This is a genomic window from Streptomyces sp. NPDC033221 (assembly GCF_055577005.1).
Genome location: NZ_JBVIQN010000035.1, coordinates 81,720 through 99,922 on the forward strand (window position 1 = coordinate 81,720; position 18,203 = coordinate 99,922).

10 protein-coding genes and 1 pseudogene are annotated in these 18,203 nt (G+C 70.4%); 4 read left to right on the top strand and 7 right to left on the bottom strand.

The genetic code is table 11. From position 1 onward, the window contains the following. Positions 1-2,347: pseudogene (locus ACZ53K_RS34060) on the bottom strand (hypothetical protein); the annotation flags it as partial. Positions 2,348-2,611: 264 nt separating this feature from the next. Here ACZ53K_RS34060 and ACZ53K_RS34065 point away from each other — a divergent pair. From ACZ53K_RS34065 to ACZ53K_RS34075, 3 genes are all read left to right on the top strand, one after another. Further along, positions 2,612-3,376, top strand: coding sequence for a hypothetical protein (locus ACZ53K_RS34065; RefSeq protein WP_468844430.1), 765 nt, complete (start codon positions 2,612-2,614; stop codon positions 3,374-3,376). Positions 3,377-3,479: 103 nt separating this feature from the next. Further along, positions 3,480-3,689, top strand: a complete 210-nt coding sequence (locus tag ACZ53K_RS34070) for a hypothetical protein (RefSeq protein ID WP_468491757.1) — start codon at positions 3,480-3,482, stop codon at positions 3,687-3,689. 727 nt (positions 3,690-4,416) lie between these two features. After that, positions 4,417-5,145 carry a 3'-5' exonuclease gene (locus ACZ53K_RS34075; RefSeq protein ID WP_468844433.1) on the top strand — a complete coding sequence of 243 codons (729 nt, stop codon included), beginning with the start codon at positions 4,417-4,419 and terminating at the stop codon, positions 5,143-5,145. Positions 5,146-5,238: 93 nt separating this feature from the next. Here the strand turns inward: ACZ53K_RS34075 and ACZ53K_RS34080 are convergent, their stop codons facing one another. Genes ACZ53K_RS34080 through ACZ53K_RS34095 form a run of 4 tightly spaced genes read right to left on the bottom strand, consistent with a single transcriptional unit; the run spans position 5,239 to position 13,560 of the window. Continuing rightward, a complete protein-coding gene (locus tag ACZ53K_RS34080; RefSeq protein ID WP_468844436.1) occupies positions 5,239-6,603 on the bottom strand; it encodes a DUF2399 domain-containing protein in 1,365 nt (454 codons plus the stop codon). Then, the gene (locus ACZ53K_RS34085) at positions 6,600-10,766 is read right to left on the bottom strand and encodes an SbcC/MukB-like Walker B domain-containing protein (protein ID WP_468844438.1); all 4,167 of its coding nucleotides are present in this window, start codon (positions 10,764-10,766) and stop codon (positions 6,600-6,602) included. The genes ACZ53K_RS34080 and ACZ53K_RS34085 overlap by 4 nt, the downstream gene beginning before the upstream one ends. Beyond that, a complete protein-coding gene (locus tag ACZ53K_RS34090) occupies positions 10,766-12,004 on the bottom strand; it encodes a DUF2398 family protein (RefSeq protein ID WP_468844441.1) in 1,239 nt (412 codons plus the stop codon). Before ACZ53K_RS34090 ends, ACZ53K_RS34085 begins: the two co-directional genes overlap by 1 nt. Further along, positions 12,001-13,560, bottom strand: coding sequence for a DUF2397 family protein (locus ACZ53K_RS34095; protein ID WP_468844443.1), 1,560 nt, complete (start codon positions 13,558-13,560; stop codon positions 12,001-12,003). Before ACZ53K_RS34095 ends, ACZ53K_RS34090 begins: the two co-directional genes overlap by 4 nt. 324 nt (positions 13,561-13,884) lie before the next feature. Here ACZ53K_RS34095 and ACZ53K_RS34100 point away from each other — a divergent pair, with 324 nt between their 5' ends. Further along, positions 13,885-14,706, top strand: a complete 822-nt coding sequence (locus ACZ53K_RS34100; RefSeq protein ID WP_468844446.1) for a TIGR02391 family protein — start codon at positions 13,885-13,887, stop codon at positions 14,704-14,706. 118 nt (positions 14,707-14,824) lie between these two features. Here ACZ53K_RS34100 and ACZ53K_RS34105 read toward each other — a convergent pair whose 3' ends face one another. Together ACZ53K_RS34105 and ACZ53K_RS34110 are read right to left on the bottom strand one after the other, a co-directional pair. Next, positions 14,825-15,022 carry a hypothetical protein gene (locus ACZ53K_RS34105; RefSeq protein ID WP_468844449.1) on the bottom strand — a complete coding sequence of 66 codons (198 nt, stop codon included), beginning with the start codon at positions 15,020-15,022 and terminating at the stop codon, positions 14,825-14,827. Then, positions 15,019-17,541 carry a helicase associated domain-containing protein gene (locus ACZ53K_RS34110; RefSeq protein WP_468844451.1) on the bottom strand — a complete coding sequence of 841 codons (2,523 nt, stop codon included), beginning with the start codon at positions 17,539-17,541 and terminating at the stop codon, positions 15,019-15,021. The genes ACZ53K_RS34105 and ACZ53K_RS34110 overlap by 4 nt, the downstream gene beginning before the upstream one ends. Positions 17,542-18,203: the final 662 nt, after the last annotated feature.

The following is an 18,203-nucleotide window of genomic DNA, read 5'->3' on the forward strand; positions in this document are numbered from 1 at the left end:
GGGTGTAGTCGGCGAGGGCTTCGTCATGGCGTCGTGTAAGGAAATACGTGTTGCCCCGGCCTTCATAGGCACTGCCCAGGCGCGGGGCGAGGTCTAGCGCGGCTGTGTAATCGGCCAGCGCAGCCTCCATGTCCCCAGCAGCACGTCGTTCGCGGCCGCGCAGGGCATAGGCCAAGGCACGACCGTCCGGGCTGAGCCCGGCACTGATGAGTATGCGGGTGAGCATGCTGACGATGCTGTTGGGTTCAGCTTCCAGGGCGGCCACGAAGTCCCGGCCCCACCGGCCCAGGGCGGGAGCATCAGTGTCGTGGCCGGCTTGCTGCAGGATCTGGGCCCAGCGGCGCAGCGTCGCGGTGCTGTGGGTGTAAGCGTGCAGGGTTTCGGTGAGGGCAGCGGGCAAGGCCCGGTGCGGATGTGCGCACAACCGGTGATAGATCTCGCGCAGCCGGTATTCACGCCATTGCTGGCTGTCCCACCACTGCTCCGGCACACGGTCGTCCCCCTCTTCCTCGTGCTGGCGTCGCTGGGCGTAGGCGCCGGCCAGGAGGGTGTGCTGCTGCTGCCATTGCCGGGGGGACTGCGTGCGTTGCAGGCGGAGCATGGTGTCGCGTACGACGTCGTGGTAGCGGCAGCGGCCGGATAGGTCGGTGACGAACGGCCGGCCGCGCAGCCAGCCGAAAATATCTGCCCCGTCTTCCTCACCCGTGAGCAGTCGGCAGATGTCTTCGTCCAGTTCCAGCGGCAGCGCGCACGCCAAGGCCGCGGCACGGCGGGCCGAGTCGTTCTCCCAGCGCAGGAACCGTTCGACGGCTGTGCCGCTGGGGTCTCCGACATCTTCGGCGGTGGCCGGGCGGGCCTCGGCCAGCAGGTGCACCAGCACCGGCAGCCGCCCGGACAGCCGCAGGATCACCTCGATGACCTGATCATCACGAATCTCCCGGGCGGCCAGGAGCTGGCGTGCTTCGGCCTCGGTGAAGATCTCAAGTTCCAGTTCGTGCACCTGGTCCAGGTGGTCGCTCCAGATGGTGGAGGACAGGCGGCTTTGTCCGGCCGCGACGACCATCACGCCGACAGGCAGTTCCCCGTACCGCGCCTCGATGAGGACATCCCGCAGCCACACGTCCAGGAACGCGCCGGTGTACTCGTAGGTGTCGAAGAACAGCACCACCCGCCCTGCCCGCTGAGCCGCCTCTTCGACGGCCCGCACGAACAGCGGCGTCAGCACCTGAAGCGGAGAGAGCACCATTTGGGCGTCGTCGCGGTTACGGAAGCGGGCCGCGAACGCCGCCCGGACCCGGTCGGCGCCGAGCGCCACCTGAGCGGGGTCCACCGCCCCGACGAACGGCCCCGCGCCCGGCATCATGCCCAATCCCGCCAGCCCGACCTGCGAGACCACCATGCTCCCCGGCGACGGCCCAGGTTCCGGCGGCTCACCGCTGCTGGCCCCCTGCGGCGCACCGTCGCCCTGCGGGACCGCGGTTGCGGCTTCGGCCTCATGGCACCGTTGCCGGTAGGCACTCAGCGCCTTGCCGAACTCCTTCGTCCCGTGCCCCTGCCGCGCCAACTGACCGGTGATGGCCTCCATCACCTCCACGGCGTCGGCGACCGCATCGCCCACGTACGCCGTGGCCGCACCGTGCTCGCTGGCGATCGCCTCCCACCGCCGCACCAGCGTCGTCTTGCCCACACCCCCCGGCCCGCGCACATGAAAGAAGAAGTCCGCCGCCTCATCCTCCGGCGAGCACTCCAGACTCTCCCGGAAGACCGACAACTCGCTGCGTCGGCCCACAAACCCGTCACGCCGCCGACGCCGGATCAAATCCCGCCGCGAAACCATGCCTGCTCCCCTCCCTGCGGCCCCCACCGTCATGATTGCCGGTCGCGAGGTGCCAGGAAAAGTGCCGGTGCGCACCGGGCGCGGAGTGCACCGCGTGCGCCAGCACCAGGCGCTCGTCGCGCATCGCCTCCAGGGCGCCAGCGGTGTCCGGGCGGTCGGGGGGGCGGGGATGACGTTCACCGTGAACCGGAGGAGGCTGCGGGCGATGCCTGGCGTCGCCGTGGTGGGGGAGTCCCGTGCCCAGTCCCGCAGCGCGGACAGCACTACGCCCCCGACCTCGTCCAGCGTGAAGGAGTCCGCGCACGGGGCGGCCTCCGCGTTCACGGCCGTGGCGGGCCAGATGATGTCCTCGGCCAGCCGCAGCAGGACGAATGCCAGCTCCGGATCTGCTTCCGCCCGTCCGGCGACCGCGGCGCCGCTACCGGTCTGCAGCGCCAGGGGGTAGTCGAAGCCCCGCTCCACCTGCTCGGGCGTCAGCGGTGTGTGGGACGGGAGCAGGTACGGCATCACGCTCTCGTTGCGATGGCCGCAGTGCGACTCACGGCGTCGTTCCTGCATGCTCGGTTGGCTGGCCTGTGGACAGAGGACGGAGAGCGGAGAACTTTCCCTCCCCAAGCGGATGCGGCGAATCGATTCGTGAACTGGGCAAGCGTCCGGTGGACGGAGCGGCCTGCCCAAGGAGCCCTGCTCGCGCTTTCTTGGGCCGGCGACCGGTGGCCGAGGAGCCGATACTCGGTACCGCTGTGTCAGCGTGGCCTCGTACGCTCGGCGCTCATGAGTACGCGGGACTTCGACGGCACCTACCTGATACCTCTGTTCGAACTGGTGGAGAAGCTGCGAGGAGACGGTGCCTATCAGCCGCTGCCCGCCCCGGCCCCGTCCAGCAGCCTGGCCGCTGATGAGGCGCCGCTCGGTCCGTGGCCCGCCTCCCACTTGATCCGCACTTCCTACGGCGCTGGCCTGGCCCATGCCGATGCCTTGCGGCGTCTGGCTGTGGCCGGGGAGATGGATGCCACCAGTCCGTGGACGTTGATGCGCGGCGGGCTGGAGAACTTCGCGACCGGCATCTGGCTGCTCGACGGGTCCGGCCGTCCGGAACGCCGCCGGCGTGCGCTGTCGCTGTGGGCGGAAGACATGCGCAACCGGGCCCAGCACGAACAGGACACCGGTCACGCACCCGGCCCCGAGGGCAAGACCGGGCTCGAGCGCCGCCAGGAGATCCGCGCACTCGCCGAGGCCCTCGGCCTGCCCCCTCTCGTCGCGCCGAAGACCCACGTCATCCTGGAGCAGGCCGCTCCCGCCGCGGGCTTGGACCCGGTCGCGGTCCGCGCCTCATGGCGGGCTGCCTCCGGATTCGCGCACGGCCGCTTCTGGCCCTACCTGCGCGCATCCCAGCCGCGTGCCGCCATGGAGACCGGCGACGGATACCTGGTGGCCATGGTGGTCGACGAAAGCCAGCATGGCCCGCTCGCCCGTTACTGCCACACCATGCTGTGTCACCTCCGCGACCGCTACCTCGCCCGCGCGGCCATCTACTGAGCCTTGGGGGACCGCGGTCTGCACGCAGCACGAGCGCGAGCGCCGGGGACGGATGGCGAGTGCAAGCCTTCCCGGAACCAGGCGTGCCGGAGACGGTGGGGGCATGGCCAAGGATTCGAGGGAGCTGTACTGCGCGACCTGCCGGTCGCGGGAGCAGCACGTCGCGTTGGACAGCCGGGAGCAGCGGCGGTGGCTGCGGGAGGTGACGGGGCGAGTGCCGGACGGGTTCTGGATGTGTACACGGCCCAAGTGCCGCAATGTCCGTACCTACTGGGAGGATGAGCCGTTCGACCAGCCGCTGCGGATGCCATGAGGTAACCGCACAGCCCGGCGAGAACCTGGCGTTGGCAGGCCGTTCCGGCAGCAGGCGGTCACACCGAAGCCACCGTCTTGGCCCTGGCCAGGGCGGCGAGCCGGGAGCGTCGGCCTTTTGCCGACGTTGCGTATCTGCTCCCAGTCGGCCTCGGGGTGGGTGGCGACGAGCGTGTCGACGGCGGCGGTGGAGAGCAGAACGTTGACGGCTTCGGTCCGGGAGGCACCGAGGCGATGGTCTCCGCGCACCGAATCCAGTCGAGGCGGACCATTCAGACGAAGTCGGCATGCCTTCCGGGATGCAGGCGTACGGAGGGCGGCGGCAACCAGTACCGCCAGGTCCTTATGTCGGTAGGCCTCGGCGGCTTTGGCTGGTGGGGAGCAGATAGCTCTCCGGGTTCGCGCGCAGGTCGGTGCGCATCCCCGGTCGATGCACCGCCGTACGACAAACGACGACACGGCCGGCTTCTCGACGACTGTGTTTGGGGCTGAGGGCGCCTCCGCCGCGAAGCGGGTGGGCGTGTGCTTGTCGGATGAGTTTCCCGGCGTGTCGCGGGGTGCATGAGGGCAAGCGCCGCACAGCCTCTCATGATCATGGTGTGGAGTGTGCTGGACGTCCGGGATTGGAGACCGTCCCCGGCGGGCGTTGCAGAGGGGCGTGCGGTCAATGTGCCGGGCTGGCGGGCGATTGGGGTGATGCTTTTAGCCGCCTGGTCGATGGGGTGCCGGTGGCCTTGGTGCGGCCCGGTGACACAGAGCGGCCGTCCTGGGCCGTCTACCAGCATGAGTGTTATCTCGGCACCCTGCACTCTCGTCCCGACGGCGACGGTCTGTGGCACGTGCAGTGTGCAAATGAACAGCGCGGAAGCCTCGATGATGCGGTCAGAGTGCTGCGCAGGCCGCCCGTGTGGCTTCACCAGCGGCAGCAGGTGGCTCGCTGGGCAGGTGCCGTGCTGGCCGATCCGGCATTGTTGGTGATCGACATCCAGACCGCCGGTCTGGGCGATCAGGCATGGGCGGTGCAGATCGCGGCGATAGACGGCGGAGGCCGTACTGTGGTCAACCAGTTGCTTGACCCACGTCGGCCGATCACAGCGGCGGCCAGTGCGCTGCACGGCATCACCCGCGCCGACGTAGCACACGCCCCCTGTTTCGCCGACGTGCTTCCGCACCTGACCGGTGTCCTGGACGGGAGGCGGTGCGTCGCCTACAACGTCAGCTTCGACCGCGGCGTACTGACCAGAGAGGTGCTGCGCCACCACGCCACTGCCCCGTTGAAAGAAACCTGGCTGGACCGGGTTCGCTGGGAGGATGCGATGGGCCCGGTCGCGGTGGCCGAGGGACTGTGGTCGGTTGACCGTTGCCAGTACCGACGCCAGCGCTTGGGCGGCCGCTACGACGCGGTGGACAAATGCCGGGCGCTACTGCGGCGGCTGCACCACCTCGCCCGGACGTGACCATACCCGGCCGGTGCTGTCGTCCAAGGAGGAGAAGAGCGGTATCCCTGTGTGGCGGGGGCGGAACATCCTTCGCTGGAGTGCTGCCGGTGCTCAGACTTGCCTGGCGGTCGCTGGGTCGACGCAGACCGGTGTGCTGACGGGCGGGGAGCCGCGCAGGAGATCGGAGAGGAGTTCCTCGATCAGAGCTTCCTCATAGGCGGGTCGGCCGGATTCGCGTATGGCGGCGGCGAGGGCGGGATCCCACGGGGTGTCGCCGAGGCGTTCGAGGTTCAGGGGCTCCGGTTCGAAGGGCGTCGGGTGCAGGCTGGCGGTGTAATCGGCGGCTGTCATACGCCACACTTCGGCTTCGGGAACGGTGGCGAGGACGGCGCGTACGAGAGCCAGGCCGGCGCCATCGAAGTCGGCGCGCACGGCCAGGCGCCACCCTGTTGCCACCAGGCGCGCAACGGCGTCCAGTTCGGCACGCGACGGCGTTCCCACCGTGCACAGCAGCCGCACCACGCCCGGAACGCCGTCCCGGGCCGCGGCGGCGACCGAGGGGTTCTCGGTCAGGAAGACCCACCGGTCCTCGCTGCGCCGGGGCGCGGGCCAGACGGCGCGGTCCAGCACCCACGGGACCAGGACAGCAGGCTGGCCCGCAGGAATGTGCCAGTCTGCGGGGTGGATACCCAGGCTCAGCAGTCCGCCGGTGAGGGTGTCGAGGTCGACACCGAGCCGGCCCCAGGCATCCCGGGCCGATACACCGTCACCGGCTTCGGCCCGGGAGGTGGCGGCTTCGGCCAGGACGAGCGCCGCCAGCTCGGTGCTGGCGTCCAGAGCGTGGGGGTTGCCGGTGGCCGTTTCGGCCAGGCGGCGCCGGTCGGCGCGTCCCGAGGCGGGCAGACGGCGCAGAACGGCGAAAGCGGCGGTCAGCAGACGGTCCGGGCTGGGGTGCTGCAGGAGACGGGCCAGGCTGCCGCGGCGGCGCAGGCTGTCCCAGCCGGCGTCGTCCGGCCGCAGCGGCGCGGTGGGAGGCAGGGCACGTGCCAGGCGGCTGCGCAGGTGCTGCAGGGTGGCCAGGCGGGCGGTGAGCCGCGCCTTGTCGGCGGCGCGGTCGGCCAGAGGCCTGCCGAGCGCGTGGGCGGCGACCGCACCCGGCGTCAAGTGCGCTCCGCGACGCTGCAGAGCCTGAGTGAGCCGTTGCAGGTCGATGCGCCGGGTGCGGCCGGCGGGCAGCGGACGCGGAGCCAGCAGGCCGATCACGGCGGCGCGCTGTGCGGGTGAGTCCGGGGCAGTGATCGTGATCGTGCGGCTGTCCATGGCGGCGTCTCCGCGCCGGTCGGCCTGCCGGGCGACCTGCTCCCACAGCCATCGCACGTCGGATGAGAGCAGGGCGCTCAGGTCGGCACTGCGGCATGCCCCGTTGTGGCAGAGCCGCTCGGGGCAGTCGGCCTGGCCGCTGGCAGGGGTGCTCATGTGCCGGCCGGGGCCGTAACGGGGTGGCCGGTGGCGTGCTGAAGCAGGGGGCTGTAGACGCGCAAGGGGAAGGAGATGACGGTGTCGTCGGGGCCTTCCTCGAGTTCGAAGATGTCGATGCCGTCCCAGGCGCCGGGCGAGCCGTCCCAGTTGTGGCTGGTGCTCATCAGGTCCAGATCGAGACTGGCGAGGTAGGCGGCGATGCCGTCTCTGCCGTGGTCGTCGACGTCGCCGGGGACTTCGTCCAGGGCACACAGGCGCGCCGCGTGCGAAGGCAGGTCGCGGTACTCGGCGGCCAGCGCGGCGAGCATGGGAGCGAGGACGATCAGACGGCTCTCGCCTTTGGAGACGGTCACACCGCGGGCGCCCCAGCGTTCTTGCCGCGTCGCCCCGGGCCGGGTGATCATGTACTTGACGGTGACCCAGTTGCGGATGTCGATGGCTTCGGCCAGCCGGTCGGCCCGGCCGGAGCCGGGGCCGGCAGCGTCGGCACGCGTCTCTTCGTCGAGCCGCATCACCGCCAGGAGTTCCTGCCCGATACGGCGCTGCTCCTCCGGCGTGCGCTCGGCCTCCCCGATCTCGCACGTCAGATGGTGGATGGCGGCGAGGGAGGGGGGCAGGTCCCTGCGCAGGGCAAGGTCGATCTGTACGCCGACTCCGGAGGAGGCAGCGGTCAGCTCCATCTGGGCGTTGACTTCTCCGGCCCAGTCCTGCAGGTCGACCCAGGCGGTGCTGATGGCCGCGGGAAGCCGTCCGAGGACAAAATTCTCCAGGGCGTTCTCGTCCGCCGCGCTGTAGGCCTGCTGCGCCTCTGCCCGGTGTGTCGCCGCCGTCCGGGCGGCTGCATGTGGGGACATGCGCCGTCCGGCCAGGGACAGCTGGTGGCTGGGCATTCTCTCCGGTGCCGGACCGTGCCCGAGGTGCCAGTCCTTCTCCGGCGCGGCGGTCAGGTGAAGACGCAGAGCATCGGCGCACTCGTCAAGGCCTGCCGTAGGCTGCGGGACGGCCAGCAGGCGGGCACGCAGCTCCATGAGCCAGGTCCCCTCCTCGTCGTGATCCCCTGTGCCGTTCCGCTCCGTCCAGGCGAGGGCTTCGGCGAGACCGCCGAGTGTCAAGTACCGGCGCACCGTCTCCACGGACGCCTCGGCCCGGGGTCGGCTTTCCTGCAGGCGTCGTGCGGCCTCCGTCTGCGCCTGCTGTGCCGCAGCCGCAACGGAGGTGGCCTTTTCCAGTTCCCTGCGGGCCTCTCTCAGGCGCTGCTGCACCTGCGTGTGCACCTGCTGGGCTGCGGTCGCCTCCTGTACCAGGGCGAGTTCGTCCATACCGCTGCGCTGTTGGCATGCCTCCAGCGTGGCCCGCGCATCGCTGAGCCGTCCGAAACTCTCCAAAACGGTACGCGTGCTGAGCTCGGCACGGCGGCGTGCGTCAACGGCGGCCTGCGCCGCCCGCTGCACGTCTTCGAGCAGGCCGCAGACACCGCCCATCTCCTCGGCGGCCCGGTGCACCAGGCCGGCACGCCGGACGGACGCCTCGACCTCCTCGTGCATCAGACGCGGGCTGTCGGGCAACCCGTAGCCGGCGGCCTGTTCGCGCCACTGCGCCAGCGCGCTCTGGGCCTGTACTTGTTTCTCCTGTGCCAGTCTGCCTTCTTCGCACGCGTGGGCACGGGCGTCCTGCTCGGATACCGCGCACTGGGCGCGGGCGGCCTCCGCCTGCGCCGCGGTCCGGGACAGCTCGTGGGGGAACTGGTCCGCCAGATCTTCCAGCGATGTCGCGTACTGCGTGAGCCGGCCCGCGGTCCGTTCATGACGTGTCGCCGACTGCTCGAAGCGGTTGCATTCGCGCTGGGCCGCGGCAGCCTCGCGCTGGGCCGCGGCACGCCGGGCTTGTTCTCCGATGTGCGAGGCCACCGGTGCTTGGCTGCGTACCGCCTGCGGTGGCCGGGCGAGGAGCGGACCACAGCGGTGGGTGCCGTCGGCGCCGATGAGCAGTTCCGGCCTGCTGGTGCTCCCCGGGTGGTCGGCGGTGGGCGCGTACCCGATGCGCTTCAGGACGGCCTGGGCCACCTCGCTCAGTTGGTGGCCGGGCACGACCGTCAGGAGGGAGGCGAGACTGTCCTCCACGGGAAGTTCCGGTCCCAAGGGTTCCACCAGCCAGCCTGTGTCGCTGGCCACGCCCTGCAATGTCAGGTGTGCGGAGAGCAGGCCGGCTGCGGCCATGGCGGCTTCCACCGCGTTCCTGGCCGGCCCGGCTGGCAGGGCGCCCGGGCGCCAGTCAACGGCCACGGCGAAGCAGTTGCTCTCGTCGGCCGTCTGAAACCACGCCGGCCCGGGCAGCGCCGGCAGCTTCCCGCTGCCCCACAGCCGCGCCTGCTCGGCTGCCTGGGCGGCGGCCTGCCGGGCTGCGGCGGCCTGGTGCCGGTGGTGCCCGGCTCGCTGCCGGGCACCACCGGCAGCGGCGGCTGCACCGGTACTCACGCGCTTGCCCAGCACGGCGGCCTCATGGACCGTCGCGGAGTACTCCGTATCGTGCCCCCACGCCCGGGCCTGGGCCGCGATGGCCGCCAGGCCGAACTGAGGCGCGCGTACCACTGCCTGCGCCCTGGCCGCCCACCTGTGTACGGCCTCGGACAGGGCGGTCACTTTGGCGTGCGCGTCACCGTGAGCGCGGCGGTGCCGCTCGACGGCCCTGTCCGCAGATGCTGCGGCGACGACCGACCGAGCGTGTGCCTCCTTGCCCTCCTGCTGCAACTTCGCGACGCCGTCGTGGGCCACCGTGAGCATCTTGGCGTTCGCGCCGCGCTGGAGGAGGTGCTTTTCCGACTCCCTGAGTGCCGCCACCGACCCCTCCACCACGTCCGGAAACGTCTCGGCAGTGACCGCGGGGCACGAGGCGAAGCTGCGCGCACCGATCGTGACCGGAGCCTGGTCGGTGCGCTCCATCCTGACCGGAGAGGCCACCACACCAGGTACGTCCGCTTCCGCGCAGGTGTGCACCACACTGTCCACCGCCTTGCGCACACTGTTCACTGCGGCTTCCAGATGCCCGGCGGCGTCCGCCGCGACCGAAGCGTGCGCGTCCAGCAGCTCTTCGGCCTGCCGGTGCCCGGTTTCGCACGCATCAGCCGTCTCGCGGGCACGGGCCACGTCGCTGGACGCGGCATCCCGCGCAAGAGCCTGCGCGCGGGACGCCGACACCCCTTTCGCCACGTCCAGTTCGTCCACAAGGGCGGCCAGGTCGGTGTGTGCCTCCGCCGATACCGCAGAGTGCGTCTGTGCGCTCTCGGCCTCAGTCTCGGCGCGTTGCCGGGCCGCGGTGTGTTCCAGGGCGTCCTCCGTGGCGCTCAGCACGGTGCGTGCGCAGGAGTGCAGCCAGGCCGACGAGAGGTTTTGGAGACGAGCGGCGGTCTTCTCCGCCCGCAGGTACCGTGCGCGGGTGGCCTCGGCGGCGGCCAGAGCCTCCCGCGTCACGCGCAGGACCTCCGGGCTGATGCACGGCAGCACATCGTGCAGTTCCTGCTCGGCATGCGAGGGCGTCAGATTGCTCAGCAGGTCAGGGTCGCGGACCTTCTTGATACGACGGGCGATCTGCTGAAGCCGACCAGGAGCACAGCCGAAAACGCGCTCGGCGAGATCGGCGACGTAGTCGTCCAAGTGCTCGAAGACCGTGCCGCCGTGGCCAGTGACGTACTGGGTGAACGCCTCACGGCTGAGCGTGCTCAGGTCATCGCGATCCGAGCCGGGCACGAGAGGCATCATGAAACCCGACCGCGTCACCGATGGATTGGTGCCCTGCGCGTATTCCAGACGCACCCCGTAGTGCACGGCGGTGGTGCCGGCCTCGGGACCGGCCTGGGGCGGGCGGAAGCTGAGCCACAGGTACCCGATCCTGCGCCGCCCAGTGCTGCCGATTTTCATCAAGGACTCCAGGGTGGTGCCCCGGTTCTTGCCTGAGCGGAGGTGCTGCACCGTGGTGGGGTCCAGCAGATGAGGGCACAGCTTCTCCAGCAGACTGGTCTTGCCGGTGCCGTTCGGGCCGGTCACCAGGATCCGGCCCGAGGGACATCCGAGGACCTCCCGGGGGAGCAGCCCGACGTTCTCCACCCCCGCACCGGCCAGACACCACCGGCCGGCCCACCGGGCAGGGATGCTCAACTGGCTCATCACGTCTCCGTTCCCGCACCATGCGCAGGCTCAGCCGTCTGCCCGTCGAGAGTGAGGACCGCCCAGCGGGCCGCCGCAGGAGACAGCCACCACCAGTCCTCGTAGCCCGCGGCCACGCGCAGCAGATCGGCTCCTTCGAGCAGCGTGCGGATCTGACCGGCCAGGTGCTCCGGCCGCTGCCGGTACTCTCCCCGCCACCCCGGGTGCCGTACCGCCAGCTCACCCAGCCGGCGGATCACCGTGGAGGCGGCGGCACCGCACCAGCCCTCACCGGGTGCCGACGGTCCGCCCCGCTCGCCTTCGCCGCTCAGATAGTCGATGAGAAGCAAGGTGGCATGCCGGACGGTGCCCGAACTGCCGTGCTGCCGGTGGGGGAAACAAAACGATCCCAGCACCCGGGCGTCGCTGATCTCCTCAGGGATCACCAGACTGGCGCCTTCCAGTCGGTGCTCCAGGTGCAGCCCCAACGTCTCGGCCACGCGCGCCCCGTCGCGGGCGAGACGGGTGCTGAACCACTGCCGTTCCGCCTCGTCCAGGTCGCAGACGTGGACGACCGCCCGGTCGGCGAGCATACCGACCACCCGTACCGCCTCGTCGCTGGACCGGTGCAGCGAGCGCAGCCAGCCCTCGGGGTCCTGCCCCGGGTCACAGCCCCACTGCCCCTCGTCATCCAGCGGCACACTGCGTGGCAGCAGGTGCAGCAGGCGGGCGTGGTGGATCCTCAGCAGCACCGGCGGATCGTACGCACCGTCCATCAGTTCATCGACACGGCCTTCGAGTTCGCTCAGTACTCCGCGCTCGCACAGCATCCGCAGCCCGGTGACCAGCGCACGCAGCTCAGGCCGGGACTGCGTCACCGGGACTTCGGCCTCTGCGGCGGCCGAGCGCACTGCGCCCACCACCTGCCCCAGCCGCGGCCTGGAAGGAAGCCCTTCCAACGCGACGACGGTCAGCCAGAACCACACGCCCTCGGGGGCGTCCCCGCCCGGCATCAGGCTGACGGGCTCCACCGGCACATGCACCCGCACCAGATCCGGCTCGACCGTCAGCGCACAGCCCAACTCCTCCAGCACGGCACGCACCGCCGTGGCATGCCGGTGCACCGTTTCGATGACCTCATCGTCGCGTCCACCGATGAGCCAGGTCTGCCCCCGGAGCCGCCGCACCAGCGCCGCGACGACCTCCGTCTCGTCCTCCACCAGCCGCCGGCCGCGCACACCGTCGAGCACCCCGATCACCGGGAGGCCTCGACCAAGACGTCCACCTTCACCGGTGTACTCCGCCGTCCCGCTGGGACTTGCCCAGCAGCCATCGGAACCTGGGGATGAAACATCACGCTCCGGCCGGGCACCAGCACCGACCACCGCACCCCATCCACCCGCCCCACCGTTCCCGACGCAGCCACGAGAGTGCACCCGATCCCCTCGGCCTGACCGATACGCCCCGCCGACTCCTCCGGCGCCCTCGCGGCGGCCATGACCGCCCTCAGCGCCAACCGGCAGGCCGCCTCCGAAAACGCGCCGTCTCCTGCCAGGACCTCCGCCACCGCAGCGCCATGCCGGGCCTTGCGCTCCGCCCGCCGCTGCACCGCCTCGCTCTCCTCGCGCGGCTTGCGCCCCGCCACGGCCCCCCGGGGAGAGCTTTGCCCGGTGGCACGCAGCATCGCCAACGCCGCCACCCGAGGGCCCTCATGCCACGAGACCACCTCACTGGTGTCAGCCTCCGCAACCGTGTGCAGCTTCGTCCACGGCCTGTCCGCCAGCGCCTGGCGCAGCACCGCCCGCCCATAATGCGGATCCTGACAGGCAACCGCCAGCGACAGCGCCCGCGCCCGCAGCGTCGCCGGCCCGCCCACGCTCTGGTGCCGCAGCAGATTGGCATGCAGCATGGGAATCGCCCGCACCAACTGCAGCCCGAACCTCGCCGCCTTACCGCTGCCTGGCGAGAACCACCCCAGCAGCTGCTCCCAGTCCGCGGCCCGCAACCCCCGCGTCGGGGCCAGCACCCCACGCGCTACCAGCGCCCCGGCCGGAGACTGCCCGCGTCGTGCCGCCGCCAGCTCGGCGAACCGCGGCCTCAACCGGTACAGCTCCGCATAGATGCGGACCACGGCCGCATCCAAATTGACCACCACATGCGTGGCGTACTCCAGGATCAGCTGCTTCAGCTCACCCGTCGCCCGCAGGTCCAGATCGAACCGGTCGGCCAACTGCGCCAACATGTCCGCCTGGCCCACCAGCGCCCCGTCGAGGTGATCGTGCTCGACGAACACCTGCCCCGCCAGCTCTGACAGCGAGGCGTCCGACGATTGACTGCCGTGCATGGCGGCCAGCGTCCGGTGGATTCTGGACAGCCCGTCCATGGGAATCTCCCGCGGAACGAGACCATCACTGGCCATCTGCCTCCACAGGCGCTGCATCTGGCGCCCTCGCGGCGTCGCGCTGTAACGCCAGCGGGCCCCGTTGAGCTCGTGCCACCGCTCGACGTCCGAGTCAGGCCGGCCCGAGGCAGCGAGGAACGTGTCGCAGAGCGCGCGCAGCCGTACGGTCACCGCGGTGAGGGGCAGCTCCTTCCCTTCAGCGGCGAGTGCCGCACAGACTTCCGCCGGAGTCAGATGATCGACCGACTGCTCGAGCACATCCATGATCGCCAGGTACTGCTCGCGCAGCGGACTGAGCACATAGCCCACCACCCGCGCCGGGTCACCGGCAGCCATGCCCGCATCAGCCCAGCCCTCCACCACCCAGTCTGTCTCGCCTTCACCTGCGAGGCTCTCCGAAACCGCGATACCCATAGACACCTCCCGATTGATTCCGATATGTCCGATAGGAGAGTAAGCGTGACCACTGACAATCGGACTGCGATCCCGTACGAGCACCCCTAAGCCGCACACAGGCCCGGGTCCCACCCGCACTTGTCCCGACTCCCGGTCCGAGCCTCCATGGGCCTCCCCCCGGCCCCGGCTACCCGAGTGAGCGGTTCTGAGGGCGTTTCCGGAGCGCGCTTCCTGACCGGCGAATCCGTCCGCTGCGAGAACTGCCGCGTGTTTTTCGATGCCTGAGTAAGACGAGATGCGAAAGCTCCGCCGACGGACGCCAAGCGTGACAGCATCAGCGGCATGGATGCGTCCCGGAACCCCGAGTACCTTCGTAAGACGGCTGAAGCCGTGTCCGAGTTCAAGGAGGCGCTCGAAGCGTTCCTGCTGCTCCATGTTGAGACGACGGAAGCCCCTTTTGGCCGAGGCATCATCCCAGCCGTGACACCCAAACCTGACGTGACAAAGGAGGAGCTCCGCGAGGCCAGCGACCGGGTTGCACGGGCAGCTGGCCGCGCCTCGGCTGCTCCCGGATTGACACAGATGTACATAGGCGTCTCCGCTTCCTCACGGCCGGTGGACCCGATCGCGGCGTGGCGGAGCATCGCCACCCCAAAGCCCCTGCTGGAACCAGGAGACGTCCTGGACGCAGCCGAGCAGATTCTGGGTCGGCTGGAGGCAATGGCCCTGAAAGCGGAGGCCGAGCTGCCGCCGACCACCGGCGTGGAGGCGATGCACCCGACGGTCTGGGGAGCAGCCCGGAAGCTCTGGCTGGATGGCCACTATCGGCTTGCCGTGCAGACGGCTGCTGAGACTCTCACCACCCAGGTCAAGGCCCGCACGGGGCTGTCCAACATGGACGCCACGAATGTCTACGAGAAGGTCTTCGCCACCAAGGCGCCAGTTCTGAAATGGCCGGGCGATGCCGACGACCGGACCGTCAGCTCGATGCAAAGCGGTCTCGCCAAATACGCTCCCGGTCTCAACATGACCGTACGCAACACGGCCACCCATGAAGCGGCCGATGAGATGACCGCGCAGCAGGCACAGGAGCGCCTGGCTGCCCTGAGTCTCTTGGCGCATTGGATCGACGAGTGCGAAGGCCCGACCACTACAGGTAGCTAGCGGCGGCACCATCTGGGAGGCATAGCCCTGATGTAAGGCTGGTGCCGTATCGCGGGCCAGTGGCCGTGGGCCATCGGATTGGAGTCCTGACGACAGTGCCTCTGACGTGGGCAGTGTGTCAGCTGGTGCGCGGCGCGGTGACGGCGTGGGCCAGGACGACGACGGCCTGCCGCCCGGCGCCGCCTCGCACCCACGCCCCGGTGAAGCGGACCTGGTCGGCCGCCCAGTCGCCCAGCCGCTGCCACGGGCGCAGCCGCCCGAGCAGGTAGTCGGCCGCGAGCGCGACGACGGCCGCGGTGACGACGACGCCCGTCACGACCACCGCATCCCGATCGCGGACAGCAGATCCACCCGCTCCGGCGACAGCGTCGCCGCCCGGCTGCGCTGGTTCCCGACCCACGCCCCGAGCCGGAGCTCCCGCTCCTCCTGGTCCTCGCCGACGACGATTCGTTCGACGTGCTTCCTCGGCACTCGCAGGTGTCCTTCGCGTTCGTAGAACTGCTTGGCGGCCTGGTAGTTCAGCGCCCACTTGTCCGCTTGCGTACGGCCCGGCTGAGGCTTCTCCTCCTCGGTCGCGGGCTCGATCCCGAGGACCTGCTCGCACATCCACTGCTGTGCGGTGGTGAGGTTGTCCCACCCGTGCCGGACCGAGCGCACCCACCGCCCGAGATCCTCGCCCTGGTGCACGACGTCGCCGGGCTCGGTCGGCAGCGGGCGGCCGGCTTCCAGGTGGAGCCGGACGAGGTGGAAGCAGCGCTGCCACTCCACCGGCCAGGCCGGGCACCACGACGGGTCGATGTCCTCCAGCTGCTCACGCCGCTCGTCCGACAGCGCCCCGGCCGACGACTCCACCGGCAGCCCCTCGGCACGCCGCTGCTCGATCTCGGCCGCCTTGCGGGCGGCGGCCCTGGCGTTTTTCAGCCAGATGCCCACCCGGTAGCCCTGGTAGGTGGCGTCCAGTGGGGCCAGGAGGTGGCCCGCCTCGGCCGCCCACCCGCGCGCCGCCGCGAGGCCTTCCTCCCACGCGACGTCGAAGTGCGACCACACCATGCCCAGCTTCTCCAGCTGCGCGATGCGGTCGGCGTCCATGTTGCCGCGGGCGAAAAACCGCCGGTTGTCGGCGATCCACTGCCCGAGCGGGAAGTCCGCGAGCGAGGCCGGCCACCCCTCGGCCTCCACCGCCTGGTCCTCCCCGCCGGGCACCCGGTACGTGAAGGGCACCTTGAGGTCGCCGTGCTCGCGGGCGTAGATGACGGCGGCCTCGATGCCGCGCCGCCAGTGCTCGTGCTCGGGGTTGATGACGCGCAGGTTGATGAACGCGGCCAGCTGCGCCGGGTCGCGCGGCACGGAGAACTTCAGCAACTGCCGGGCCGGCGCCGACGGGCCGCCGGACCCGTTCCCCCCGCCCCGGCTCTCCTGACCCTGCGCGACCTTCTGAACGGGCTTGTAGGCGCTGGGGGCCTGCTGCTCGGCGAGCTGCTCCACCACCCGGGCATCGTGAGCCCTGAGCGCCTCCAGCAGCTTCGCCAACCCGCCGAACGCCCTGGAGGTCAGCATGTTGTCCGCGGTCTCGCCCGGCCCGAGCAGGACCGGCACGACCAGGGAGGCGACCTTGCCCTCGCCGGGCTGCATGCGCAGCGCGCGGCCCACGGCCTGGACGAGGTCGGGCATCGAGCCGCGCACATCCGCCCAGTACACGGAGTCGCAGTTCTTCGTGTCGACACCCTCGCCCAGCACCTTCACCGAGCCCAGGAACCCCTTCTCCACGACCGTGCCGTCGCCTGCGATCCCGGCCGCGAACTCCCCGAGCACCCGCCGCCGGTGACCCGGCTTGTGCTCGCCGCACAGCCAGTCCGCCCAGATCGTGCGCGGGTACAGCTCGGGGTCGGCGGCGTGCAGCTGCGCGGCGACGTCCGGAAGGCCGGCCGCGAACGCCTCGGCCTCCTTCACCACGTGGTGGAAGACGAGCGTGCGCCGGAAGTTCTCCTCCGCCGACGCCTTGAGCAGCGCGGTCTGGAGCGCTGCGAGCCGGGCCCCGCGGACCTCGTCCGAGCGCCCCTCAGCGCCCAGGAGCTGCGCGGCCTGGAGCTGCGTGTCGGTGATGTCCACGCACACCACCTGGTATGGCGCGCAGATCCCTCGGTCGATCGCCTCGGACAGCGTCAGCGTGTAGCAACGCGCGCCGAATGGCCCGTCCGGGTCGTCCTCCATGCTCGCCACCAGCTCGCCCGGTGCGCCCTCGGCATCCTCGTCCAGCTGCCACAGACGGGGCGTGGCGGTCATGTAGAGGCGGCGCAGGGACGGGATGCGGGTGTTGTCGTGGACGACCGCCCACGGCTTGCCCAGCCGACCCGAAGTCCGGTGCGCCTCATCGACCACAATCAGGTCCCACCCCGGAAGGCCGGCCTTGTGGGCGCGCTCCAGCGTGCCGAGCCCGAGGGAGGCGTACGTGGCGAACACGGTGACCTTGTCGAACGGCCGCACCCAGTCGACCAGCTCCTCCACGTCCGTGGTGTTGGGGAAGGTCACATCCTCACCCCGCAGGGACGAGACCCCGATCATCGGGCCCGTACGGCCCGCCTCACGCCACGCGGCCTCGGTCTGGGTGAGCAGGTCCAGCGAGGGGACGAGCACCAGCACACGGGCCGCACGGAGCTTCTCCGCACTGCGGGATGCGACCCGGGTCTTGCCGGACCCGGTCGCCATGATCACCTGAGTCCGGAGCCCCCTCTCGGGCGCAAGCGATCTTGCAGGAAACTCGAGGGCGCGGACAACCGCGCTCACCGCTTCCTGTTGGGCCGCCTCACGCTGATCGGTTCGGCTTGTGGTCGACATATCCGTCTGCCTTCTCTTGGGCTCTTACCTGGACAGGAAACAGAAAACCTGCACGTAGAGGGCCTGTGTTGGCGACGGTGAACCTCACCGGAACCAGGTCACAACCTCGGGCCAGTGGCGGGGGAGCGTGATCAAAACCCGGTCCAGCTCACTTAGTGGTGCTGCTACCTGAGCCCAGAGTCTAGCTCGCGCTTTAAAGTGAAGCACTTGGAATCCTGAAATTTCCTCGAACGTGGCTGAATTCTGTTACTGTTGCCTCATGGCCACCCCGAAAGCGACTTGACAGCCGGTCAACTCGTTCCCTTGGAACCCGGTTCGGCCCCTCACTCTCCCGACCATCCGTCACCCCTTCTCCTCGCTGCTGCTTGTGGCCTGACCCCCGTGGGTGGGCCGCGCGGAGCGTGGCGCGCCTGGCCCGCACGAGACTCAGGGGTGCGTCTCCGGGTAGCTGGCGTGTGGCTGGAGCGCAGCGAAGGCCACGGGTCGGCCGGAGGCCGGCCGCGCCTCGCAACGCGAGGCGCCTGCTCTGCGGTTGGCGGTGCGCGCGCAGCGCGTGCCGCCTGGCGGTGAGCGAAGCGAGCCGCTCCGCTCACGCGGAGCGTGAGCGACCGGGGAGCGAAGCTCCCCGGTTCGCTGTGACGGGCGCAGCCCGGAGGGACCCG

Bases quoted from the DNA above. Each gene is read 5' to 3' on its own strand.
- ACZ53K_RS34065 (WP_468844430.1), top strand. From the start codon at position 2,612: ATGAGTACGCGGGACTTCGACGGCACCTACCTGATACCTCTGTTCGAA.
- ACZ53K_RS34085 (WP_468844438.1), bottom strand. From the start codon at position 10,766: ATGAGCCAGTTGAGCATCCCTGCCCGGTGGGCCGGCCGGTGGTGTCTG.
- ACZ53K_RS34080 (WP_468844436.1), bottom strand. From the start codon at position 6,603: ATGAGCACCCCTGCCAGCGGCCAGGCCGACTGCCCCGAGCGGCTCTGC.
- ACZ53K_RS34095 (WP_468844443.1), bottom strand. From the start codon at position 13,560: ATGGGTATCGCGGTTTCGGAGAGCCTCGCAGGTGAAGGCGAGACAGAC.
- ACZ53K_RS34100 (WP_468844446.1), top strand. From the start codon at position 13,885: ATGGATGCGTCCCGGAACCCCGAGTACCTTCGTAAGACGGCTGAAGCC.
- ACZ53K_RS34070 (WP_468491757.1), top strand. From the start codon at position 3,480: ATGGCCAAGGATTCGAGGGAGCTGTACTGCGCGACCTGCCGGTCGCGG.
- ACZ53K_RS34110 (WP_468844451.1), bottom strand. From the start codon at position 17,541: ATGTCGACCACAAGCCGAACCGATCAGCGTGAGGCGGCCCAACAGGAA.